Here is a 24,526-nt window from a genome sequence, read left to right as displayed (position 1 = left end):
ATGTTATGAGGTACAGTTATCGAAATTTTAAGGGTTGAGTGCCTTCCCATGAAAAGCCTGAAAAATGGGGATTATAGCGTGAAAAATGGTTTTCCCATTACCAATTACCCATTACCCTTCTGCCGCGCGAAGCGCTGTATTTGATATTACTGGAGTGGGAGCATCTTGCTCCCTACATTTTTAATTATGGTATTCAAGCGGATTTGATATTAGATCCAATCCGGCTGAATTGGATCTAAGTCTCCGATTTCTGATTTAACGTTTCAGAGCGCAAGGCTTGTAAATCCTGAACTTGTGCCGTTAAATGAATTAAGATTTGATTTAAACTGGTGAGGGACTCTAGCTCTTTGCCCGATAATTGGGTATCCCCATGGGCGCGATCGCGCAGATCGTTTAACTTCTTCTGTAACTGTTGGGCGATCGTCAAAGCATCTCTACCCATGGTCGCGATCTGCTGTCGTTGGTGAAACTTCAAAGCAGCTCCGCGCAAAACTTGTAGGGTTGCATCTTCCCCATGTTTACCCGGCATCACCCGCAAACGCAACAATAACCGCTCTTGATGATAATACCGTTCGAGTTCCACCTCTTTGAGAGTTTTCACCGGAATTAACGGTAAGCGGCTGAGTAATTTCAGCTCATGAATCACCCCCTGAAACCGGTCTAAAGGTAAATTATCTAACACAGATTGGACGACACCATTTAAGCTCCATAACACTCGCCCATGGTGAGGATGACGTTCAAAAAACAGTCGCCCAATTCCTCCGACTAACACCCGACTGAGCAATTCTTGCCAGAGGATCGAGGGGGGTAGGGTAGCCAGGCTTGCCACCGGACTGGATAAATACTGAGCTTGAATATTTAATTCGGGTAACCCTTGAGTCCGTTTTAGGGGAGTGACTGAAGGGGGAGGTTTAGCGGTTGAGTCCGATTCAGATGTATCTTGCTTAACTAAATTGATGACCTCGTCTGCATCTAACACTAACGTCGGTCGATTTTGCCAATGGTCTGATTCCGCATTTCCCTGGGAGCGAGAAGGAGGGGGTGGCGAGGGGTTGGGTAGGGCAGGAGGCGCTTGTTGTTGGGAGCTAACATGATTGAGATAGGCTTTGAGGCTCGATTGATGTAGATCCGAGGAAATTTTCTGCGTCACAATGGAGCATCGCAGGTAAGATAGAATTTGACGGCAGTAAGTGAGGGCGCTATTATCTTCTGGATCGACCATTCCTAGTCTGAGCCGACTCCCTTCTAAGGCTAGGGGAAGCACTTGGTGATAAAGACAGGCTTCAAAGGACAGGGCGCGATCGATCAGGGGGAAAATGCGATCGCTGTCAATATCAAGATGAGAAATGGAAGAAGAATGAAAGGAAGGAGAGGGTAAGCTCATGATCGGTGCTGGCAATAATGATGAGGACGCTGGGCAAGGGTAAGGGATAGTTGAGTGTTGACAGTGAGTTATCCATTCAAGCAGATTGCACAACTGGGATCGATGCCCTGATTTTCCCGATCCAAGGGTCGAAGAATGGCGAGTTAATCAGACTGTAACGCACCCTTGAGAACTTGCACCCCGATCGCATAACTGAAAGGGTTAAGGTAAAAACGCTTAGGGATTCCGGAGAGATTGGGCGGCTAAGTATAGCTTACTCCATTCTGCTATGACTTGACTGGTTTTCCAGTTTAAGATTTCGCCAATTTCATGGGGTGGGGTTTGCTCTTTGAGCAGTTCGAGTAACTGTTTTTGGGTGGGGGTAAGGCTGTCCCAATAGGTTTGCCATTGGCTAGGGGTTAAGCCTAGAGTGTGATCTTCCAAGGAAATTTCCAGCCAATGACTGACTAATTCGGGTTGCTGTTTAAGGGCGAAGATGCGAATGGCATGATAGCTTACTTTTTCTCGTAGGCGATAGACTTGTTTAACCGAGAGGTCGAGTAGGGTGGAAATTTCTTCTTGGGTGCGTCCTTGAAGATAGAATTGCAGCCAATTGGCCGCTTTTTCACCTAGGGTTTCGTATAGGTAGGCTTGAAATTCTCTGGCGACGGCTTTTCGATAACGTTGTTGTTGCAGATAGGCTTGGGTGTCTTTGTATTCGGCGATCGCCTGCCGATCTAAGAGACTGATGGGATCGTCACTCTCTTCTGAGGTGAGTTCTTCAGAAATTAGCCGCACCAAGTTACCGGTGGGAATATTGGTCATTCCTCCGCGCTGGCTACGCCGCAGATAGTTGAGAAACCGATAGAGTAGCAGGGGTTGATTCCGAATCGGGCGCAGGCAATATTCTTCTAAGGTAGCTAAAATCAGGGTGTTTTGTAGCCATCGTTGGGGAGTAATCTGTTGGATTAAACCCATTTGCTCTTTGAGATAGTGATCGCTCTGTAATAATTCCTGGATCACTTCTTGCAGCACATCGACGACGCTGCGTTGGCGATCGCGACTTAAGGCGACCCAGGTGCGAATTTTGTTACGAATTAAAAATAAGCTTGCCAACCGCTTCATCAGCTTTTTGTAAGCGACTTCCGGGGCCACTCCTAAGTATCTCTTTTGTAAAATTCGATAGCGATAATCCATGGCGGCTACGGCAATTTCCCAATCTTCTGGATCGAGATCCAGCAAGCGATCGGGATTTTCTCCGATCAACCAATCAATAATACTCTGATGAACCTCCTGAGAATAATCAGAACATTCAACTTTAAGACGCGATCGCCAATCATCTGTTAATTGTTTGAGAACGCTCATCAGACTCACCGCTTAGAGACGTTTTTGCAAAAATAGACGCTTCGGTTTCCCCAGCAACAGGGTACTCCAACTGAGTTCCACCTGGTGCAGACGATAACCCACCTTATAGTAGAGACACCGCGCAGGATAGTTATTCTCCAAAACATGAAGATAAATTTCTTCACATCCCCATTTCAACGCCGTTTGTTCACAATGCTCCAGCAGTTGTTGAGCTAACCCTTGATGGCGGTCTTCTGGTTTGACCGCTAAATTGGAAATATAAGGATATTTAGACCATTCACTCCAGTTTGACCAAGACCTTAAGGAGACTTCCACCATTCCGGCTAACCGCTCCGGTTGCTCTCGACTCACGTCCGGTTTACCTGGCTGTCTTTGATATACCGCTACCCAACAGCCATAGTAGGGGGAAGCTGTGCGCCATCGTTGTTTCAAATCTTCATAAATCCCCCAACGCATCAATAGACTCAACCAACGAAACCAAATTTTCCACCCTTTGAAAGTGTGGAAACATTCAGCTAATAGGTCACTAAGACCTTTAAGATCTTGGATTTGAGCCATACGGATGGCATAGAGATCGGGCATTCAGAATTAGAAGGTTATGGCATTGTAACCGGGGATCGGGAGGAGGAAAAATTAGGCGTTAGGCGTTAGCTCTTGTTCCAAGGCGATCGCCAGCATATGACAACGCAGGGGTAAACTAGAGTCCTGAAGTTGTTCTTCTAGGGACTGCCCGACCGGCCGACCGGGTAATCCTAAAGGAAGACTACCATAATAGGGTAGGAGTAATCCGATCACCATCAGCCACAAGAGGGGCGTAAATTCTAGTCGAGCAGAAGAGGGTATTCTAAAAGGTTTGCATCGGTTCAGGGGTGGGTGAAAAGTTAGGGGAGAAGGATTCATCAGCAGTTCCTGACTCTTGAGAGTTTACGTTATCGTTTACGTTTAAGTATATGGTTCGGATATCGGTGGGTAAAGCAGCTTCTAGGGAAGCAAGTCCTTGTTGCAAGTGGGTTTTGACCTGGAAGGGAGAAATGGATTCTCCTTCCGCTTGTAAATAAGCAGCTATCCGGGTTTCACTCCAGTGGAAGGTTTGAGAGAGCAGAATCATTAGCCGTATCATCGGTTCTAATCGATCCATGGCTTGCTCCACATAACACCAGAGGGGGGGAGAACACTCCTGAAGGTTGTAATAAATCGATTCAACCGGAGGCAACTCCATATTGTTTATACAGAAGGCAGTGAAGTTAATCAGTGCATTTTGTAAGGTCAGAGGTGACTCACCCGGTTGAGGGGTGGCTCCATGTAAATGGAGTCCTCCGAGTTCATAGTAGATGTGTCGCCAGGTGCAAGCAAATAGATAATCGGCTTGTACGGGCGATCGCGCCCAATGGGAAATTAGAGTATAGACAATGGGGTTATACCGACAAAATATGGCTGTGAAGTATCGCCCTGACTCCGGATGGCGCTGAAATAAGGTGAGCAATTCTCGATCGCTGTAGTGAGCCAGGGACTCAATTAGGGGATGCTGGGTTTCAGTAAACTGGGGCAAATCCATTGCTTTGTTGCTCTCAAGCTTGCAAATAGGGAATGGGGAATAGCCAATAAACTATGGTAGCTAGGTTTCTCCGATTAAGCCATGTTGCTTTTAGTCCTTACATTTTTGGAGGTTGCTATAGCTCATGGTTTATTGTATCGCTGAGGACTGAGGATTGGTAATCGATAGGCCAACGAAAGGGGCGCTTCCTCTCCAGGTATGACAGGAAGCGCCCTTTACAAGCTACAGGTGTTATGCGTTAGTGTTGATTAAGTTTGGATATCGAATCCGGTAAATGGGTATAACTAGCGGGCAAGATGCCTGCACTCCCTCAATTGGTTGATATTACTGGAGTGGGAGCATCTTGCTCCCTAGGTTTTTAATGAGGGTATTTCCGCTTTGCGGACAATCAAGCCTTACCCTAGATAGTCAGCTTCAGCTTCTAGTTGACGGACTAAAGACATATCGCCTTTAGTACGAGCAACTTCTAATCTGTGCTGTAAGTTCTTGCGTAGGTTATCTTGATGGGCTTGTGCAGCCTCTTGGAGTTTTTGACGTTTTTTGTTCATACTAAACATTTTTTTTTGCTTTGATAAGGTATTGGTGCTTTCTTTTAAGATAACTGATTTAAACTCAAACCGTAGCCTAAGTTACAAAAATTTAATAAAAGTCCTATCCTATTGACTGCCTGTACAAACTATGCAACCAAGCAGACCGATGAGTGAGGGGAACGGGGTGAGTTGAACTATTGGCTTAAACTGAGAACAGTTGGCTGGGAAGGATTAATCACGGGTAGTAGATGTTGAAGCTCGATTTCCTGAGCCGCCAATAGGGTATTTAAATTCAGGGCAATGCTAGGGTCATGGGGATAAGCTTCGATGAGGGTTTGCAGGAGGTCATACCAGATGCCATTTTGGGTATAGAAGCGAATTTTATCAGCTTTAGCCCCTTCTCCTAATTCTTGTTGTTGGCTTGTCTCTAACGGAATCCGTTTGATTCCTGTCGTCACATAGTCTACCAATTGTCCGTGGCAGTTTAATTGGAAAGAGACAGCATAAACCCGGTTAACATCCAATGTCGGTGAATTCGGCAAGTCAGCGAGATTAACTGCGACTAATCCGGAGTGTTGTTGAAGAGCTAATTCTACTTTATCAATCCGATCGCCCATTTCATCCTCCAAAACGAACTCAGCCACTTCTACTTGATTGGGAGGAACATAGAAATAAAAGGTAGGAGAAGCTTGAGTCGTCAAACCAAAGACATTCATGGGCACTAGGGAAGTCAAGGGTTGATAGTCATGATTGGCTGTTCCCACGCACCCGGTACGACTCCCCGCAGCACCGCGACGGCCAGGTAGACCTGGAGGGGGGTCTTCCCAGTTTTGCAGTTGGGGAGCATAGACCACTTGTTCACCTTCTGAAGAGGATTGGGCGAATGTTGGAGATATATCCAAGGTTAAGGATAAACCCACTAGGGACGAAATAGTGGCGATCGCCATACCCCGTCGGCATAAGGTTGAGGATAAAGTAGGGAAGTCAAACATAGGTAGATTTCCACCAAGCAAAAGAAACACAACTGAAGCGCATAAATCCTGCTAACCCTGGGGTCTTTTCCAGTGTCAGCACTGAAGCGTCTTTAATCGCTAACTACAGCACTTCCCCGGAGAATTACAGGATTTTACTCAAACGTTAAGGATCTTTTTAGAATTGGAGGGCAAGAGAGTCAAGCCTTTTTCCCAGGAAGGGCAAAAACTTCTAAAATAAGAAGGGCTTCTGGGAAAACTCCATAGACTGGCCCAGGGTTCGTTTCTTTAATTGTGACATAAGGGTAATCATAAATGGCGATCGCAATCAGCCAATTGGTGAAACGGAAACGTCAAGGTCATCCCCTGGTGATGCTGACAGCCTGGGATTATCCGTTTGCCCAATTGCTGGATCGAGCTGGGGTAGATCTGATTTTAGTGGGAGATTCTCTAGCCATGGTGGCGTTAGGTCACCCAACGACCCTACCGGTAACCTTAGATCAAATGATTTACCATACCCAAGCCGTCTGTCGAGGAGTAAAAGAGGCTTTGGTTGTCTGCGATCTGCCGTTTATGAGCTATCAAGAAGGCCCCATTCAAGCTCTAAGATCGGCGGGTCGGGTGTTGAAGGAAACCCAAGCGGGGGCAGTGAAACTAGAAGGGGGCTATCCGGAAATGATCGAGGTTGTCCACCGTTTAAGTTTAAGCGGTATTCCAGTGGTGGGCCATGTGGGGGTAACGCCCCAGTCTGTTCATCGACAAGGGTATCGCCGACAGGGAAAAGCTCAAGCGGAAGGGGAACGGATCTTACAGGAGGCGATCGCCCTTGCGGAAGCCGGAGCGTTTACCGTTATTCTAGAAAACATTACCCATGATTTAGCCAAAAAAATTACTGAAACGCTTTCTATACCCACCATTGGCATTGGTGCTGGGCCCCATTGTGATGGCCAAGTCTTAGTCACCAGCGACGTTTTAGGACTCTCCAGTTGGCAACCGCCGTTTGCAAAAGTCTATACGAATCTCCAGGAGAGCATTACCAATGCGGTGAAAACCTTTAGTCAGGAGGTGCGCGATCGCCAGTTTCCTTAACTGGACTGTCAAAGCAGGGAGTGGGAGCATCTTGCTCGCTTGTTGTCAAGGAGTGGGAACATCTTGCTTGCTTGTTGCCAAGGAGTGGGAGCATCTTGCTCGCTTGTTGCCAAGGAGTGGGAGCATCTTGCTCGCTTGTTGCCAAGGAGTGGGAGCATCTTGCTCGCTTGTTGTCAAGGAGTGGGAGCATCTTGCTCGCTTGTTGTCAAGGAGTGGGAGCATCTTGCTCGCTTGTTAGTTCTAGCGAGCAAGATGCTCGCATTCCCCTAAAATGCTATACCTGTTAATCGTTAACTATTACTCTACTGACTTAATTCTTGCTCTGCTCCAGTCCATTCCAGAAGCCGATCGCGCCAACCTGAAAATTATCATTGTCAACAACTCTCCAGGCGATCGAACCCTGCAACCCCACAGCGCAACCCATCCCAACTTAACCCTGCTCACTGCTCCCGAAAACCTAGGCTTTGGGGGCGGTTGCAATTTAGGATTAACTTGGATTTATGAACGCGATCCTCATAGCTTAGTATGGTTAATCAATCCCGATACCACCCTAGCCGATGCTGCCATTGACTACATTCAAACCTGCTTTCAAGAGCATCCCCACTTAGCCATTTTAGGCACTCAAATTCAAGACACCCAAGGTAACCCCTGGTTTACCCAAGGAAAATTCAATCCCTGGCTGGGATCGCTCCCCCATCAACACCCCATTTCCCCCTCAGAAAACCCCACCGCTAAAATCATCCCCTCTCGCTGGGTATCTGGATGTAGCCTGATTCTCAACTTAGCCCAATTTCCCTCCTGCCCCCAATTCGATCGCCATTACTTCCTCTACTATGAAGACAACGATCTATGCGAGCGCTATTTTCAGCAAGGATACTCTATTGCCGTGACTGAAGCCATTTTAGTCACTCATCAAGTCTCTGCTACGAGCCAAAACAACCTCAAAGCCAAACTTCATCACGCCACCTTTAGCAAACTCTACTTCTTACAGCAACATGGAACCCCTTTAGCCTTGCTCCTCAATTTAGGGTATCTTAGCCTAAAAGCGATCGCCGATTGGATCAAACAAAACCCCGATGGCTACCAAGGACGTTGGCAAGGATTACAGCAATTTTTGCAAGCCAAATCTTGCCATCAGAGTTGACGGTTCATTTCAATTGCTTCATCAATCGCTAACTTTAACGCTTGCGGTTGATCCGTTCCAATGCGAAAATAGGACTCAGAATCCAACTCAATCTCCACCGCATCCAGCCCCGAAACATTAAACATCCATCCCCTAGGAGTCAGGCGAATACCCCAGCCATAATACCAAGGATTTTGGACGATCGCGGCATCAGTTATCCTGGACAAGGAAAAACTTTTATGAATCAAACCCACTCCAAACGAACATTTGATTTGAGCTGTTGTAATCGTCACCGTTAACGTGCTAAACAAAACCGTAATCACTAAAATCCCGATCAAAATACTCGCTGCCATCCCCACAAAGCCTTTGGAGAGATAGAAAAAGACTAAAGGCAGCAGAGCAGCCAAGAGAACAAGAATAATTGTACCAATTTGAGTATGTTTGTATAGGAATGTCATTAGAGTTTCCCTCAATTTTTCAGTAAAAATTCAGAAGTTAAAAAATTAGGATCGACTGGCTGTTCGCGCGGTAAATAAATCGCCACGTGAATACCAATATCGCATAAATAGCGACACATCAAAGGGCCAACCTGTGACCATTCCAGTTTTCCTAATCCACATTCTCATCATAAATAGGGGTGAATTCAACCTGGGAATCTAAAAGTTGTTGATGGCACAAGATGCCGTTTTCTAAAATAGACGGTATATTATTAATGTGAGTGATGTAATAGAGGTTTTTGATCTGGGGTTGAGTCATACCTAATTGTCTAAATTCTTATAGTTTTTAATATGATGAACGATCGCCTTTTAATTAACTTAGCCGTGCTAATGGACAAACCGACAGGAATTAGCACCTATGCTTTGAATATTTTACCCTATCTGAGAGAGTTACATCCCACTCTGTTAAGTGCCCAGAAGTTAGAGGGATATTCCCATTATCCAATTCCAGGGGGACAAACGCCGGAACAGGGGGCTAAGGGACATCTCAAGCGGTTGCTTTGGACTCAATTTAGGTTACCTAAAATTTATCGCGAGCTGCAAGGGGGTTTACTGTTTTCTCCTCTACCGGAAGCGCCGTTATTTCAGGGATGTCGGTTTGTGGTGATGGTTCACGATCTGATTCCGTTGCGGTTCCCCGAAAGGCGATCGCCTCTCACCCTCTATTCCCGGTATTATCTGCCACAGGTTCTCAATCAGGCGACTCATATTCTCTGCAATTCCCAAGCAACCGCCAATGATATTATGGATTGGTTTTCCATTCCTGGCGATCGCATCACCCCCATTTTGCTGGGCTACAATCAGGAGCAGTTTAAGCCATTAAATTTACCGACTTCTAACTATTTTCTCTATGTCGGTCGCCATGCAACCTATAAGAATCTGCATCGGGTAATTGAAGCGTTTGCAAAAGTCCGCCAAAATCAAGACTATCAGTTGTGGTTAGTGGGGACAAGCGATCGCCGCTATACCCCCAGTTTGATCGCTCAGATGAACGAATTGGGATTAAGCGATCGAGTCAAATTTATTGATTATGTGTCCTCAGAAGAGTTACCGGTGCTGATGAATCAGGCGATCGCCCTCATTTTCCCCAGTCTCTGGGAAGGCTTTGGTTTGCCCGTCCTCGAAGCCATGGCTTGCGGAACTCCTGTCATTACCTCCCACTGCTCCTCCCTTCCCGAAATTACCGCCGATGCCGCTATCTTAGTCGATCCCTACAAAGTGCCAGAAATTACCGCCGCCATGGAAACCCTGATTCAAGATCCGCAAGCACGAGAACAGATAAGTCAAGGGAGTCTGAAAAGAGCAGCACAGTTTAGCTGGTGTCGCACTGGACAGGCGACTTGTGAGGTTTTGAAAGGTTATAGCGCTTTCTGCTTCGCAGACATGAAACGCGCGGTAATAGGTAAGAGGTAATGGGTAATTGGTAGTCAGGTCTCAGAATGGGATCGCGCCTTGCTATAGCTTTGATATCGAACAAGCGGGCAAGATGCCATTTTCGAGTATTTGTAAACACTATTGTAAAGTATATCTACAAACTCTTCCCAAACCCTGCCTTTATCAGGTAAGACAAGATCAGATTCAGTGAGGGAAGAGAGAATGGCTCGTCGTCGCTCCATACTCGGAATGAGACAACTGCGCCAATTGCGTCGTGGGATTGGCCAGTATTACCGTAAGCATAAAGTATTCGTGTTGATCTTGCTCTTTGTGCTGACATTGACGGGATGTAGATTCGCTGGGATGCGATCGGGAAATCAACCCCTTCCTAGCGTCTCTCCCCTTCCCTTAGCCACTCCTCCCGCTTGGATCGAGAACATTAACCCCACAGAAGAAGCCAAACCCCTGAATCAAATTAATGTTATCTTTACCGATCCTCTCATTCCCCTAGAAAGTCTCGACTCTCCCCAACAGCGAGATCTGCTCAACAAATTTGAAATTACCCCCAGAATACCGGGAACGTTTCGCTTTTTAACCCCGCGCATGGTAGGATTTCAAGCCGATCGCGCCCTTCCCTTAGCCACCAGGGTACAAGTGACGCTCAAACAAGGCTTACAAGACCTGAATAATCATCAATTAGACCGGGATTTTGCCTGGACATTTAACACCCCTCCCATTCAACTGTCTAATCTTCCGGGGACGAATGTGGATCGGGAAGGAAACCCGGAACCCGTAGACATCAATCCCGAATTAAAGTTTACCTCTAACGTTGCCTTAGACCTGAGATCCTTAGCCGAACATACCCGGTTAGTGTCTGCGGGGAGCGATCGCGATATTCCCCTAAACATTGCCTTAGATGAAAATAGCGATCGTAATACTCCCCAAACCGCATTCGATCCCTCCCAACAACAGTACGATTACACGATTACCCCCCAAAAAGCCCTCGAAAAAAACACCCCCTACAGCCTAGAAATCTCCGCCGGATTAGAACCCGCTAACGGCAACTTAGCCAGCGAAATCCCCTTTTCCAGTCAATTTAAAACCTACAACGCCCTCAACTTTGACGAACTCGAAACCACCGGCGAACCGGGCCCCGGAGGAGCCTATGGGCGCTTTATTAAAGGTAGCCCGCAACTGAGATTTAATAATCCCATTGTCGCCGAATCTGCCGTTAATAGCATTACCATTAATCCCCCTCCTCCACCAAACGCCCCTCCCCTGGTGCGATTCACCTATGAACCCAACCTGATTCAGCTTAACCCTTGGGCCCTAGAACCCGATACAAATTATACGATTACGATTGGGACTGAGTTAGAGGATCGATTTGGTCAAACCCTCGATAATCCAGTCACCCTACAGTACAATACCGGTAATGTGGCAGCAGATCTCTGGGTGCAAAGTGGATTAAATATATTACCCAACACAGAAGATTTACAGCTTGACATTTCCAGCGTTAACCTCCCCGATAGAGAATATCAAGCCGCATTTCGTCGCCTAGAACCGACAGATTTAGTCTATGTCGATTCTGCCTATCCCCAAGGAAATGGCAACGATATCTTACCTTCACAAAATCAATGGCAATCCTATCAAGTTTCCGGGCAACAAAACCAAACCGTTATTAATGCAGTCAACTTAAAATCAGAATTAGGGGGCGAATCAGGACTACTCGCCTATGGAGTGAAAGCCAGAACCAACTCCTATGAAGAAAATGGGGAGCAGCAATGGAATACCCCCACCTATTACGGATTAGTCGAACTGACGAATCTGGGGGTATTTGCCCAATGGTTTCCAGAGTCGGGTTTAGTGCGAGTCAATCACCTGGATAATGGGCAAGCCGTTGCCGGTGCTACGGTGGAGATTTATCAATCAAAATTGGGAGAAAAATCGAGACCCAAACCCAGAGCTTGTGCCACGGGACAAACCGATGATTTAGGATTACTACAATTAACGGCCCAAAACTTGCGAACTTGTATGGGAGGAAGTCGGTTTTCTGAAGCTCCAGAATTGCTCGTTATTGCCAGAGAAGGTGATGATTGGGCATTTACCCGCACTGAGTCCTATAGTGGCGCTTATGGTTATGGCATTTATGCCGATTGGGAAGACACAAAACCGGTTTCTAGGGGTACAATATTTTCCGATCGCCAGCTCTATCAACCGGGAGAAACAGCCACGTTTACCGGTGTTGCCTACTATCTGGAACAAGGAGACCTGAAAACCGACGCGCGAGCCAATTATCGGGTGGAAATTCAAGACCCCCAAGGCAATGAAACGGACTTGGGAAGTTATAAAACCAATCAATTTGGCACGTTTTCGGTCGAGTTTCCCTTAGAAGATAGTCAGGAAGTCGGAGAATATGTGATTCGCGCTCAAGGTTCTGGAATTACGTTAACTGGTAACTTCCAGGTGGCTGAATTTAATCCGCCTAACTTTAAGGTGGAAGTCGGCTTAAATCAAGAGGTGGCACAACCGGGAGATGCTATTACAGCGACAACAGAGAGTAATTATTTATTTGGCGCTCCTGTCATTGGAGGTAGAGCCGAATATTATGTCACTCGTCGGCAAACCCAGTTTACGCCCCAACAATGGCAGGAGTATCGTTTCGGCCCGCAGTGGTTTTGGCCGGAAGAAGCGCCGGTGGTGGAAACGGAAGTATTGCAAACTCGGCAAACCCTGGATGATTCTGGGGCAGGCACACAAAGATTTAACCTAGATGCAGATCTGCCCTATCCTATGACCTATCAGGTGGATGTGTCGGTTTCTGATGTCTCGAATTTGTCGGTGAGTGACTCGCAAACCCTGACGGTGTTGCCGAGTGCCAATATCATTGGTTTAAAGAGTAACTTTGTGGCTGATGCGGGGCAAGCGTTCCCCGTGGAAGTGGTGGTTACCGATGCACAGGGGAATGCCAAAGCGGGAGAGCGGGTGAGACTGGAATTGCAGAAAATGACCTATTCTAGCGTAACTCGCGTGGTGGAAGGGGGACGGAGCGATCGCACCCAAGTGGAGTATGAAACGGTAGGCGAAACCACCGTCCGCTCCGCTCAAACTCCCACCACGGCTGAACTCACGCCCCCAGACTCCGGCTCCTATCGCATCCGTGCTAACTTTGCAGGCAGTCAAAATAGTGCCGCCCCTACCGACTTGCAAATCTGGGCAACCGGAGGCAGTGGGGTGCGTTGGGGTAGAGGAGATGAAGATAAGCTAGAAATAAAACTGGACAAAGAGACCTATAAACCCGGAGATACGGCAACCGCGCTGATTCAGTCTCCCTACGAACAAGGGCAACTCTACTTTGCCATTATCCGCGATAAACCCATCTTCCAAGCCTTGCAACTGGTGCAAGGCGGGGCCCCCCAAGTGCAGTTTGAAGTCACGCCAGAGATGCTACCAAATGCCGCATTCGAGGCGGTTCTGGTGCGTCAGGGACGCTCCCTGAGCGAAGTCGAAGGGAGCGAAGTCGAAGGGAGCGAAGTCGAAGGGAGCGAAGTCGAAGGGAGCGAAGTCGAAGGGAGCGGACTAGAAGGGGACTTAGATAACTTGGTTAAAGTCGGGTTTGCACCCTTTAAGATTGATTTGAGCGATCGCCTCTTATCCGTTGAAGCTACCCCATCCAACGCCCAACTGCAACCGGGAGAATCCCAAACCCTGCAACTGCAACTGAGGGATAACACTGGCTCGCCGGTAGCCGGAGAACTGACGGTGATGGTAGTCAATGAAGCCATCTTACAACTGACGGGCTATCGCGCCCCCAACCTCCTGGACACCGTATACGCCGAGCAACCCATTTCTACCCGGTTTAGCGATAACCGTCCCGATGTTGTCTTGCAACCCCAAGCCTCTCCCCTTGCCAAAGGTTGGGGGTATGGCGGCGGGTTTTCAGCCGGAGCAGCCGACACCCGCACCCGTCGCGACTTCCAACCCCTGGCCTATTACAATGGTTCTGTCCTCACCAATAGCCAGGGACAAGGCAGTGTCACCTTTACTCTACCCGATGACCTGACCACCTGGCGGGTGATGGTGGTGGCCAAAGATAGTAATCTGCGCTTCGGCAATGGGGAAGCTACGTTTATTACCAGTCAGCCGATCCTCACGAATCCGATTTTACCGCAATTTGTGCGACCGGGCGATCGCCTCAATGCTGGTCTCTCCATCACCAATACCACGGAAGCTACCGGTAACTTAGACATCACTGGAACGGTGAGCGGTGGGTTAACCTTCGAGTCCACCAACAACAGTATGGACTCCAGACAGGTGAAAGCCAGTCAGGGAACCATGGGCGAGAGATTCCCCCTAGCGGTAGGGGCGGGTTTGAAACCCGCCCCTACGGAACCGGGCACAGCGACGGTCACCTTTGCAACTAATTTCAACGGCCAGCCCGTGGATGCTTTTGAAGTGCCCTTAGAGATTAAACCCCTAGAGGTGACGGAGCGGGTGGTTGAGTCGGGAACCAGCACCAACACCGTCACCCTGCCAGTGAATGTTGCCCCCGATACCGCCACCGATACCGGTGGGTTAGACATTAACCTTGCCAGCACCCTGATGCCTCAAATTCTCGCCCCCGCTCAACAGGTGTTTGCCGACAATCCCCTACCTTTTGCCGAACCGATGGCGAGTCAACTGTTGATTGCGGCGAGTTTGCAAACCCTGGAAAGCCAATACAGAAGCTCCCTGAGCGGAGTCGAAGGTAGCGGAGTCGAAGGGAGCGGAGCGGTCACCGAGCGAAGTCGAGGTGTCAATCTCCCTGCTAAAACCAGTGAAGCACTAAATCAACTCTCTAGCCTGCAACGAGAAGATGGCGGATTTAGTAGCTATCCAGGCGTGCGCCGGTCTAATCCTTATCTTACGCCCTATGTGGCAGAGGCGATCGCCAAAGCCTCCAATGCTGGCTTTGCCCCCGAAGGTATCCAAGTTGACCAGCTCAAATCCTATCTCCGAGACCTCTTAGCCGACCCCGAAAACGAGGATTTCTGTACCTCTGCCCTTTGTAAGAGTACCCTGCGCCTAGAAACCCTCATCGCCTTGGCTGCGTGGGGCGATGTGCGAAATGAGTTTCTCTCGGATATCTACAGCGTCCGTAGTGAATTCGATCCCGTAACTCAAATTAAGTTAGCTCGCTATTTGGCCAATTTCCCAGAATGGAAACAGGAAAGCCAAAGCCTGTTGAATGAAATTCGCGAGTCCATTTATCAGACGGGACGCAGGGCAACGATTAATCTACCCCAACGCTATCAATGGTTGTCCTCAGCAACCACGGCACAAGCGGAAGCACTGCGCCTGTTCATTGCCCAAGATGCTTCCCCCGCAGAAACCGGGCGGTTGTTAACCAGTTTGCTCTCCTTGCGTCGTAATGGCACTTGGGGCAGTACCTATAATAATGCCCAAGCGCTTGATGCTTTGGTTGCCTATGCACAAACGGAAAGCACGCCGCCTAATTTTGGTGTCGGGGTGACGTTTGCGGGTCAAAGTTTGGGCAACACCCAGTTTCAGGGTTATGAGAATTCGACTTGGAGTTTAAGCGTCCCCATGGCTCAGTTACCCAAGGGAAATAGTGAGCTGGTGTTACAGAAATCTGGCTCAGGAAACCTGCATTATCTCGTCTCCTATGGCTATCGCTTAACTGGCAATCAACCGGGACGCTTAAATGGTTTGCGGGTGGTGCGTCAGGTGCGCCGAGCGAATGAGGAGGAGGTGTTGCGAACCACGGGACTCTACGATCTAGACCAACCCTTTGAGGTGCAAACGGGTCAAGTGTTTGACGTGGGCTTAGAGATTATCACGGATCATCCCGTGGATCATGTGGTGATTACTGACCCGCTCCCGGCTGGTTTGGAGGCGGTGAATACCCAGTTTGAGACCGCCAATCAAGCGGTACAAGCCGATAGAGATAGCTGGCAAATCGACTACCAACAGGTGTATAAAGACCGAGTGGTGGCTTATGGCGATCGCCTCACCCCTGGGATCTATGAAGTGCATTATTTGGCGCGATCGGTTACACCGGGTTCCTATCTCTGGCCGGGTGCAGAGGCGCACTTACAATATGCTCCCGAAGAGTTTGGCCGCAATGCTTCGTCTACGTTATTGGTGGATAATTAGGGGGTATGTCATCTCCTGTCCAGGGTATACCTAAAAAACACTCGATCTAACGACTATGGCTTCTCAAAATCCCAATCAATCCCAGGATTGGCTATATCTTGCCAAGGAGCGAGCCAATGATGCAGACGCGATTTACAAAGCTAGAGCTACCTCTATCGGCTGTGTTTATATGGCTGGATATGCGATAGAATGTAGCCTAAAAGCATTACTGCGCGATCGCAATGTGGGATTTCCCAAGCATGGTAATGAAGGACATAACCTCCGGGGTTTATGGGAAGCTGCAAAATTTCGCCTCTCAGATTTGCACGACTCTAAAGGAGCAAAAGCATTCTTTATCGAATCCTGGGATACATCCTTACGGTATCAACTCAGTTGGGATAATAGTGTCTCTATTGCAGAATTGCTAGATGGAGCCAAACAATTAACCGGATGGATACAGCAGCAACTTCGTCGTCAATCTAGGAGGAAAGGTCGATGAATCACCAAGATATTAAACAACATATTCTTGATAATATGTCATCGGCTACTTTAGAGGTTCAAGACTTGCGAGTTCAACCCGATCGCTTTATGGGTTGGCGTATTGCTCTCATTTCTCCAGGATTTCAGGGAAAATCACCCGCAGAACGCAAGCATCTAGCCTTAAAAGGACTGGAAGACTTGACTCTTCAGTGGTGGGATTTGCTCACTCCTGAAGAGCAAGAATGGGCCGGTTCTCTCCCTCTAGACTCTACCTTAGAAGACTTACCCCTGTGGCCGGAAGCCTTAGCCAAATCTCCCGATCCTGAAGCGATCGTATTTCCATCAGATCTTGATGATGACCTCGAACTCCCCATTGTAACCACATTCTATTCTCTCAGAGGTGGCGTGGGGCGATCGACAGCCTTGGCTTATACTGCTCAAATTCTGGCTAGTCGAGGCAGAACTGTACTCTGTGTGGATCTGGATTTAGAAGCACCAGGATTAGCCGCTCTATGGGGAAAAGAAGATGAAATTAGGGATGGACAGGGCTTAGTCTCTATTTTATTGAGTTTGGATCGAGGGGAAAATCCTAACATCCAAAATCATATTATTAGAGTGTCAGAAACAGAGGAAATTTATTGTCTGCCAGCAGGATTACCCAATGCGAATTATGCTCGTTTGCTCAACTTTATTGATCCAGGTGCATGGTATCGTGAAGACCAGAACCCATTACGGCAATTGATCCAGAGTTTAAGCCAGAATCTAACCTTTAAACCCGATGTGATTTTACTCGATGCTAGGACAGGTATTACCCCCCTCAATGCTCCTCTGCTATTTGATTTAGCTGACCTAGCTATTATTGTATTTTTCCCTCACGCTCAAACTCGACGAGGGACAGGTGAACTCGTTCGGGCGTTATTGTCAGCAAAGACAAGACGGACAAAATTATCTTTAACACCAGAACCCCGATTTCTGGTTTCTCCCATACCTGCGAGTCAAGCACCAGAAGTAGTAGAGAGATATCAACATCGAGCTATTGATTGGATTGAAGAATGGCTATCTCTTTTACTGGAAAAGCGATCGAAAACAGACTTGATTAAAGCCTCTGACATCACCCACTTTATTCCTTATCGTGAAGCGATCGCCACTTCAGACAAAATTATGTCTAATCACGATTCATGGCGTGATTTTGAGGCGATCGCTGAATGGTTAGAGCGCTTTTTACCTACAGCTAGTGAAGAGGATATTCCGAGTAGTTTGTCAAGTAGTAAAGAGCAAATCTTGCAGGAATTGCGATTCTCAGGAGGAACGGCAGAATACCAAGATGATTTCCTCGAAACTTTTGTACAAACTGATTTGGTGAATAAGTCACTTAAACAAAACATTCCATTAATTATCGGTCGAAAAGGAACCGGTAAAACAGCGATTTTTAGACGTTTACTAGAAGACCCCAATGTTAATTCTATTGTTGTTTTATCTCCCAGTCCTCTTAAAGGCAATCGTCCTTGGATAATCAGTTCGGTAGAGTTTCAAGCTATAAATGAACTATTGGAGAGTAGCGGAAAAAGCTGGAGAGATTTTTGGTTACTACAAATTTGTTTAGCTTGCTGGAGTTCCTGGAATGGAGATCCCCCCAAACCAGATAGGTCTTTATCAGAGATTTTAGGAAGTAAGCCAACGAGTGAATTAGAAGTGGTTGGCTGGTTTAGAAATCTTCTAAAAAATTCTCAAATTGGGTTATTATCTAGAGATTGGTTAACCCGCTTCGATCGTGCGGCACAATCGCCTCTATTCCTGCTGATTGATGGATTGGACACCGGTTTTGGGAATACTCCGCAAGATCGAGATAGACGGACTAAAGCAATTGAAGGCCTATTTTCTTTAGTAACGGGTATTGGAGATAGTCTGAAATTTTTAAGATTTAAAATTTTGTTGCGAGAAGATATCTGGAGAACTCTGAAATTTGATAATAAAAGTCATTTTTACGGGCGTTCAGTGACTTTAGTCTGGAAAGATAAGGCAACGTTCTTTAAGGTTTTGGTTAAACAAGCTTTGAAATCTCAAAGTTTTAAACAAGTGGTAGAATCAGCCGATCAAGGTAGGATTTTGAACAGTTACGATCATTTAAGTGAATTACAAGTCTTTGCAATCTGGAATCTGCTCGTGGGAGAACGAATGAGAGGGGGTAAATCTGCCTTTACTCGCAATTGGGTTTGGAAACGTCTAGCTGATGGGAGTGATAATCATAGTCCTCGCGCTCTTTTGCAACTTTTTGCAGAAGCTAGAAACTGGGAACAGACAGAACAGAAGCAGAATCCCTATGAGAAGACGATTATTCGTCCCCGTGCTTTAAGTTCTTCTCTAGAAAAAGTCTCAGAACAAGCCTTAGATGCTTTAATTAATGAAGAATTTGAGGAACTTAAAGCATTAGAATCTCGCCTCAGAGATATTGGATATTCTCCGTTTAAAGCGACTGACATCACTGGGTTGGAAGATGAGTTGAGCTTGGCGATAGAAGTGGGTTTACTGTCGATTTATGAAGGAACTGCCAAGGAAGTAGAGCGCTATAAAGTTCCCGATCTTTATCTGTCTGGAATTGGGATGACTCGTAAGGGACAAGCATAGCTGATGCTGCCTCTGAGGTCATTCACACTATCGGCCTGACTACCAATTACCAATTACCAATTACCTATTACCGCGCGAAGCGCTATAACTATGCTTTCTGAACGCTTTGAAAACGCCCTGATTTGGGCACACCAACTGCACCAAACCCAAATCCGTAAAGGTTCAGGAGTGCCCTATATCGCCCATCTGTTGGGTGTTGCCAGTATTGCCCTAGAATACGGTGCAACTGAAGATGAGGCGATCGCCGCCCTTTTACATGATGCCATCGAAGACCAAGGCGGAGAAGCCACCCGCGATCGCATTCGAGAACAATTTGGAGATACGGTAACGGCTATAGTCGAAGGATGCACTGACGCTTACACTACCCCTAAACCCCCTTGGCGAGAACGCAAACAAGCCTATCTAACTCATCTTCCCCAAGCGTCTCCCTCGGTTCGCCTCGTCTCTGCTGCCGATAAACTCTATAACGCTCGCTCCATCATTAAAGACTATCGCCAAGTTGGAGAAAGGATCTGGGACAGATTTAAAGGCGGAAAAGCTGGAACCCTATGGTACTATCTAGCTCTAGTTCAAGCTTTCCAACAAGCTGAAAACACTCCCCTAGTGCAAGAACTCGCCCAAGTCGTCACTGAGATGGAAAACCTATAGTGCTTCGCGCGGCAGAAGGGTAATGGGTAATAAGTAATGGGCTGTCTCCCCATCTCCCCATTCCCCCATTCCCCCATTCCCCCCTATCATGAGGAAAGACAGTACATTTTCTTAACACCCAGACTATGGCAGACGAAAAAAGCACAGCCTCAAAGAAAGAAAAGCCACCCGCTCCGGAAGACAAGCCCTTTGCCGAATTTATTCAACAGGATTATCTTCCTGCTCTGCAAGAGGGCTTAGAAAAACAGGGCATTAGTGACCTGAAGCTCGACTTTACCCAAGCGGCGATCGCTGTCCAGGGTATGGAAAAAGAACCCCCCTGTTGGCAGGTGGTGGGAACCTGGAAAAACGGCCAACACCAATTTAATGTTTACTTTTTCAAAGAAGACATTAAAGGACAACGGGCGTTTTCCTATTCCCACAAGGGAGCTAAACCCAGTACCCTAGAACCCTTCTTGATCGACGAGCGGAAAATCAATCTCGGTTTGTTGGTCTTTGGGGTCGTCACTCGTTTGAATGGACAAAAGTGGCTCACGCTCAATTAGAGGGTTGTACTACATGAGGGGAGAATTCCCCTCTAGGCCTTTATTCTTACCAGAGCGCGATCGAGACAAATCAGCACTGCTCCCGATCCCCATTGAGTCATAAAATCCTGATAGAGAACGCCTCAGCACCCCCCGATCTAACTCAAACCCTATCTAGACAAGACATTACCCATACCCATTACCCATGACCGGTGACGAGCTGGTAGGGTTGAAAGTTTTAAGAATTAACAAGACTCTAAAATAGTCCTTAAATTGTGTGGATTATTTCAAAATAGAAGCGATACAATTCAGAGACGATTAGCAAGGTAAGCAAGCTGAAGGAGAACGACCTATGCAGGCCACTACAGTAATGGCGACTCGAAGAACTGGAGCATATGCTCTGATAGATAGCTTAAAACGGCACGGAGTCAAGCATATTTTTGGTTATCCAGGGGGAGCTATTCTCCCGATTTATGATGAATTGTATCGCTGTGAAGCCAACGGAGAAATCAAACATTTCTTGGTAAGACACGAACAAGGGGCTTCCCATGCGGCAGATGCTTATGCTCGTGCAACGGGTAAAGTGGGCGTGTGCTTTGGCACGTCTGGCCCTGGAGCCACTAATTTAGTCACGGGTATCGCTACGGCTCAAATGGACTCGATTCCTATGGTCGTCATTACTGGACAGGTGACTAGGGCAGCGATTGGTACAGATGCATTCCAAGAAACGGATATTTACGGCATTACATTGCCCGTGGTGAAACATTCCTATGTGGTGCGTCGGGCCCAAGATATGGCTCGGATCGTTGCCGAAGCGTTCCATATTGCGAGTACGGGACGGCCGGGGCCGGTTCTGATTGATGTGCCCAAGGATGTGGGTATAGAAGAGTGTGATTATGTGCCGGTGGAACCGGGAACGATTAAGTTACCGGGGTATCGGCCCACGATTAAGGGAAATCCTCGGCAGATTAATCAGGCGATCGCCTTAATGCAAAATGCTGAACGACCCCTACTCTATGTTGGGGGTGGGGCGATCGCCTCTGGGGCCCATGCGGAACTTAAGGAACTGGCGGAACTGTTCCAAATTCCCCTCACGACGACGTTCATGGCCAAAGGGGCCTTTGATGAAAAACATCCCCTATCCGTGGGCATGTTAGGAATGCATGGTACAGCCTATGCTAACTTTGCTGTCAGTGAATGTGACCTGTTAATCGCTGTTGGGGCCCGCTTTGATGACCGGGTAACCGGAAAACTCGATGAGTTTGCCTCCCGCGCTCAAGTGATCCATATTGATATTGACCCGGCAGAAGTAGGGAAAAACCGCACCCCGGATGTGCCCATCGTTGGAGATGTGCGCCAAGTGTTGATCGATCTGCTCGCCCGGTGTCATCAAATGGGCTTGTCCGGTCAACTCACGAAAACGACCCTGTGGTTAGAGCGTATTAATCGTTGGCGCACCGACTATCCCTTGGTTATTCCTCGCCCAGAAGGGCATCTCTCTCCTCAAGAGGTGATCTATGCCGTTGGCCAACAAGCCCCTAATGCTTTCTATACCACTGATGTGGGTCAGCACCAGATGTGGGGAGCGCAATTCCTGGAAAATGGGCCTCGCCAATGGATTTCTAGTGGTGGCTTAGGAACCATGGGTTTTGGTGTCCCCGCAGCCATGGGCGTTAAGGTGGCTTTGTCCGATGAACAGGTGATTTGTATTGCTGGAGATGCCAGTATCCAGATGAATATCCAGGAACTGGGAACGATCGCCCAATATGGCATTAATGTGAAAGTGGTGATCATCAATAATGGTTGGCAAGGTATGGTACGCCAGTGGCAAGAAACGTTCTATGGTGAGCGCTATTCTGCCTCGAATATGGAAATGGGAATGCCTGATTTTGTCAAATTGGCTGATGCTTATGGCATTAAAGGCATGAAAATCGATAGTCGAGATCAACTGGAAGGGGCGATCGCCGAAATGCTTGCCCATGAAGGGCCTGTGATTCTGGATGCCCATGTCACCCGCAACGAAAACTGTTATCCCATGGTGGCCCCTGGTAAGAGCAATGCCCAAATGATTGGCTTGCCCACCGTGAATAAAGAACCGTCTTTAGATTTGCTCTATTGCACCAGTTGTGGAGCCAAAAACGTCACCAGTAACAAGTTTTGCCCCGAATGTGGCGCGAAACTCTAAATGGGCAGAAGGGTAGAAGGGTAATGGGCAGAAGGGTAATCTCCCCATTCCCCCATTCCCCTACCCCATCTCCCCATCTGCCCTTAAGATAGAACAGATGGCTATGGCACTTGGGTTTATGAATAAAGCAATCTCCACCGCTTTCGTCCTTCTCGGTCTCAGTTTAGCGGCTCCTGCGGTCGCAGAAGATTTAGAGCATCTTAGACAACTGCTCTCTTCTAAAGAATGTCCCATGTGCAACCTGAGCGAGTCAGGGTTAAGTATGGCTGAGTTAGAAAATGCCGACTTAACGGAAGCGGATTTGAGTTTTGCCAATTTGGATAATGCCGATTTAAGTGGCGCGAATTTAAGTGGCGCAGATCTGACGGGGGCGCTGTTATATAAAGCAGATCTGCGACGGGCCAATTTAGCTGGAGCTAATTTAGCTGGAGCCAATTTAATTGGGGCAGATTTATCCTATGCTGACCTCACGGGGGCCAATTTGGCTGGGGCAAATTTGAGTGGCGCGTATATGGCAAATGCCCAAATTGAAGGGGCCATCATTAATACGGCTATTCTCAATGGGGTGATTGACTTTCCGGGTGGGATTTTGACTCCAGAGGATTATTATCGGTTAGCGTTTGTGGATGCTCGTTCTGGAAACCATCGAGGAGCGCTGGAAAAGCATAGTTTAGCCCTACAGATCGATCCCAATTTTGCCCCCGCTTATTTGGGACGTGGTGTGAGTCGCCTGCAACTCGGAGATGGCAGTGGGGCGATCGCCGATTGGACAGTAGCGAGTGCTATTTTTGAAACCCAGGGCAATGAGCAAGGCTACCAAACCTCCCAAGAATTTATTGAAGTGACAGAAAAGGCGATCGAGGAAAGCAAAAGAGGCAAACGACGGGGAGGGTTTCTGAGTATCGTTAATCAACTCGCTCCCATGTTGCTGCAATTCCTCTTGTGAGACTCCCAGCCTCAAGTTCTGGGAAATCATATGAATATAGTCTATTGAAATAGCCGTGAGACAATAGAGTGTTTCAATTTGCTTATTACTTGTTACTTGCCGGTTGTCCAAAGGCTCTGGGACAATGGGCAACAGTTCTCTAGCTAATCGTTTCACCCGTTCAACATGAAAATTGCACAAGATATTACCAAGCTAGTGGGAAATACTCCCTTAGTTCAACTCAACCGTATTCCTCAAGCAGAGGGCTGTGTCGCTAAAATTGTGGTTAAACTCGAAAGTATGAACCCAGCTTCCTCAGTTAAAGACCGGATTGGGGTAAACATGATTGATGTAGCAGAAAAAGAGGGGTTGATTTCTCCAGACAAGACCGTATTGGTGGAACCGACTTCTGGTAATACGGGCATAGCCTTGGCCATGGTAGCGGCTGCGCGAGGCTATCGGTTAATTTTGTTAATGCCAGAAACCATGAGTGCAGAACGGCGAGCGATGCTCAAGGCTTATGGCGCTGAATTAATTCTGACTCCGGGTTCGGAAGGGATGGGGGGATGTATTCGCCGAGCGATGGAAGTGGCCGAAGAAATGCCTAATGCTTATATGTTGCAGCAGTTTCAAAATCAAGCCAATCCCCAGATTCACCGCAAAACGACGGCTGAGGAGATTTGGGCAGATACGGATGGCCAGGTGGATATGATTGTTTCGGGTGTGGGCACTGGGGGCACAATTACTGGGGTTGCCGAGGTGCTGAAGAAGAGAAGCGAGAAAGTTAAGGCGATCGCCGTGGAACCGGTCACTTCTCCTGTATTATCCGGTGGGCAACCGGGGCCCCATAAAATTCAGGGGATTGGGGCCGGCTTTGTGCCAGAGGTTTTGAAGGTAGATTTGATTGATGAAGTAGTGACCGTTTCTGATGAGGAGGCGATCGCCTATGGTCGGCGTTTAGCTAAGGAAGAAGGCTTACTCTCTGGGATTTCCAGTGGTGCTGCGGTTTGCGCCGCCATCCAAGTCGGCAAGCGCCCAGAAAATGACGGTAAATTAATTGTGGTGATTCAACCGAGTTTTGGCGAGCGCTATCTGAGTACGCCTTTATTTCAAGACCCGGAATAGGGAGATGGGGGATAG

Annotated in this window: 20 protein-coding genes; 11 read left to right on the top strand and 9 right to left on the bottom strand. The window is 47.7% G+C overall.

All coding sequences use genetic code 11. The features are described from left to right. Positions 1 to 235 precede the first annotated feature (235 nt). The 7 genes from PJF56_RS19190 to PJF56_RS19160 form a co-directional block, all read right to left on the bottom strand. Positions 236 to 1,384: a GspE/PulE/PilB domain-containing protein gene (locus tag PJF56_RS19190; RefSeq protein ID WP_283764317.1), complete on the bottom strand. Its 1,149-nt coding sequence runs from the start codon at positions 1,382 to 1,384 to the stop codon at positions 236 to 238. A 216-nt stretch (positions 1,385 to 1,600) separates the two neighbouring features. After that, on the bottom strand, positions 1,601 to 2,728 hold the full coding sequence (locus tag PJF56_RS19185) for a HetZ-related protein 2 (RefSeq protein ID WP_283764316.1): 1,128 nt from the start codon (positions 2,726 to 2,728) through the stop codon (positions 1,601 to 1,603). A gap of 12 nt (positions 2,729 to 2,740) precedes the next feature. After that, positions 2,741 to 3,310, bottom strand: a complete 570-nt coding sequence (locus PJF56_RS19180; RefSeq protein WP_283764315.1) for a GNAT family N-acetyltransferase — start codon at positions 3,308 to 3,310, stop codon at positions 2,741 to 2,743. A gap of 51 nt (positions 3,311 to 3,361) precedes the next feature. Further along, complete coding sequence (locus PJF56_RS19175; protein ID WP_283764314.1) at positions 3,362 to 3,526, bottom strand: hypothetical protein; 165 nt, start codon at positions 3,524 to 3,526, stop codon at positions 3,362 to 3,364. 46 nt (positions 3,527 to 3,572) lie between these two features. Then, positions 3,573 to 4,283 carry a hypothetical protein gene (locus PJF56_RS19170; protein ID WP_283764313.1) on the bottom strand — a complete coding sequence of 237 codons (711 nt, stop codon included), beginning with the start codon at positions 4,281 to 4,283 and terminating at the stop codon, positions 3,573 to 3,575. Between the two features lie 395 nt (positions 4,284 to 4,678). Beyond that, entirely contained in the window at positions 4,679 to 4,831 is a 153-nt protein-coding gene (gene pirA / locus PJF56_RS19165; RefSeq protein ID WP_430540899.1) for an arginine synthesis PII-interacting regulator PirA, read from the bottom strand. A 176-nt stretch (positions 4,832 to 5,007) separates the two neighbouring features. Next, a complete protein-coding gene (locus tag PJF56_RS19160) occupies positions 5,008 to 5,805 on the bottom strand; it encodes a DUF928 domain-containing protein (RefSeq protein WP_283764311.1) in 798 nt (265 codons plus the stop codon). Positions 5,806 to 6,099: 294 nt separating this feature from the next. Here PJF56_RS19160 and panB point away from each other — a divergent pair, with 294 nt between their 5' ends. Then, positions 6,100 to 6,873 carry a 3-methyl-2-oxobutanoate hydroxymethyltransferase gene (panB, locus tag PJF56_RS19155; protein WP_283764310.1) on the top strand — a complete coding sequence of 258 codons (774 nt, stop codon included), beginning with the start codon at positions 6,100 to 6,102 and terminating at the stop codon, positions 6,871 to 6,873. A gap of 271 nt (positions 6,874 to 7,144) precedes the next feature. Next, positions 7,145 to 8,017: a glycosyltransferase gene (locus PJF56_RS19150; protein WP_283764309.1), complete on the top strand. Its 873-nt coding sequence runs from the start codon at positions 7,145 to 7,147 to the stop codon at positions 8,015 to 8,017. Here the strand turns inward: PJF56_RS19150 and PJF56_RS19145 are convergent. Together PJF56_RS19145 and PJF56_RS19140 are read right to left on the bottom strand one after the other, a co-directional pair. Continuing rightward, positions 8,008 to 8,454, bottom strand: coding sequence for a hypothetical protein (locus tag PJF56_RS19145; protein WP_283764308.1), 447 nt, complete (start codon positions 8,452 to 8,454; stop codon positions 8,008 to 8,010). The genes PJF56_RS19150 and PJF56_RS19145 overlap by 10 nt on opposite strands. A gap of 151 nt (positions 8,455 to 8,605) precedes the next feature. Then, positions 8,606 to 8,752, bottom strand: coding sequence for a DarT ssDNA thymidine ADP-ribosyltransferase family protein (locus PJF56_RS19140; RefSeq protein WP_283764307.1), 147 nt, complete (start codon positions 8,750 to 8,752; stop codon positions 8,606 to 8,608). Positions 8,753 to 8,787: 35 nt separating this feature from the next. On the opposite strand from PJF56_RS19140, the gene PJF56_RS19135 reads away from it, so the two are divergent. The 9 genes from PJF56_RS19135 (at position 8,788) to cysK (ending at position 24,511) form a co-directional block, all read left to right on the top strand. Further along, positions 8,788 to 9,906: a glycosyltransferase family 4 protein gene (locus PJF56_RS19135; protein WP_283764306.1), complete on the top strand. Its 1,119-nt coding sequence runs from the start codon at positions 8,788 to 8,790 to the stop codon at positions 9,904 to 9,906. A gap of 183 nt (positions 9,907 to 10,089) precedes the next feature. After that, a complete protein-coding gene (locus PJF56_RS19130; protein WP_283764305.1) occupies positions 10,090 to 16,020 on the top strand; it encodes an alpha-2-macroglobulin family protein in 5,931 nt (1,976 codons plus the stop codon). 55 nt (positions 16,021 to 16,075) lie between these two features. Continuing rightward, complete coding sequence (locus PJF56_RS19125) at positions 16,076 to 16,498, top strand: HEPN domain-containing protein (protein ID WP_283764304.1); 423 nt, start codon at positions 16,076 to 16,078, stop codon at positions 16,496 to 16,498. Next, positions 16,495 to 19,104, top strand: a complete 2,610-nt coding sequence (locus PJF56_RS19120) for a tyrosine-protein kinase family protein (protein WP_283764303.1) — start codon at positions 16,495 to 16,497, stop codon at positions 19,102 to 19,104. Before PJF56_RS19125 ends, PJF56_RS19120 begins: the two co-directional genes overlap by 4 nt. 90 nt (positions 19,105 to 19,194) lie before the next feature. Next, positions 19,195 to 19,752, top strand: a complete 558-nt coding sequence (locus PJF56_RS19115) for an HD domain-containing protein (protein WP_283764302.1) — start codon at positions 19,195 to 19,197, stop codon at positions 19,750 to 19,752. A 125-nt stretch (positions 19,753 to 19,877) separates the two neighbouring features. Beyond that, the gene (locus PJF56_RS19110) at positions 19,878 to 20,297 is read left to right on the top strand and encodes a DUF2996 domain-containing protein (protein WP_283764301.1); all 420 of its coding nucleotides are present in this window, start codon (positions 19,878 to 19,880) and stop codon (positions 20,295 to 20,297) included. 331 nt (positions 20,298 to 20,628) lie between these two features. Beyond that, positions 20,629 to 22,461, top strand: a complete 1,833-nt coding sequence (ilvB, locus tag PJF56_RS19105) for a biosynthetic-type acetolactate synthase large subunit (RefSeq protein ID WP_283764300.1) — start codon at positions 20,629 to 20,631, stop codon at positions 22,459 to 22,461. 118 nt (positions 22,462 to 22,579) lie between these two features. After that, the gene (locus tag PJF56_RS19100) at positions 22,580 to 23,407 is read left to right on the top strand and encodes a pentapeptide repeat-containing protein (protein ID WP_283764299.1); all 828 of its coding nucleotides are present in this window, start codon (positions 22,580 to 22,582) and stop codon (positions 23,405 to 23,407) included. Between the two features lie 165 nt (positions 23,408 to 23,572). Then, on the top strand, positions 23,573 to 24,511 hold the full coding sequence (gene cysK / locus PJF56_RS19095) for a cysteine synthase A (protein WP_283764298.1): 939 nt from the start codon (positions 23,573 to 23,575) through the stop codon (positions 24,509 to 24,511). Positions 24,512 to 24,526 lie beyond the last annotated feature (15 nt).

Source organism: Roseofilum halophilum BLCC-M91, assembly GCF_030068445.1.
GTDB classification, from domain to species: Bacteria; Cyanobacteriota; Cyanobacteriia; order Cyanobacteriales; family Desertifilaceae; genus Roseofilum; species Roseofilum halophilum.
The sequence above is the reverse complement of the archived record's forward strand: the minus strand, read 5'-3'. Positions and strand labels throughout refer to the sequence as shown.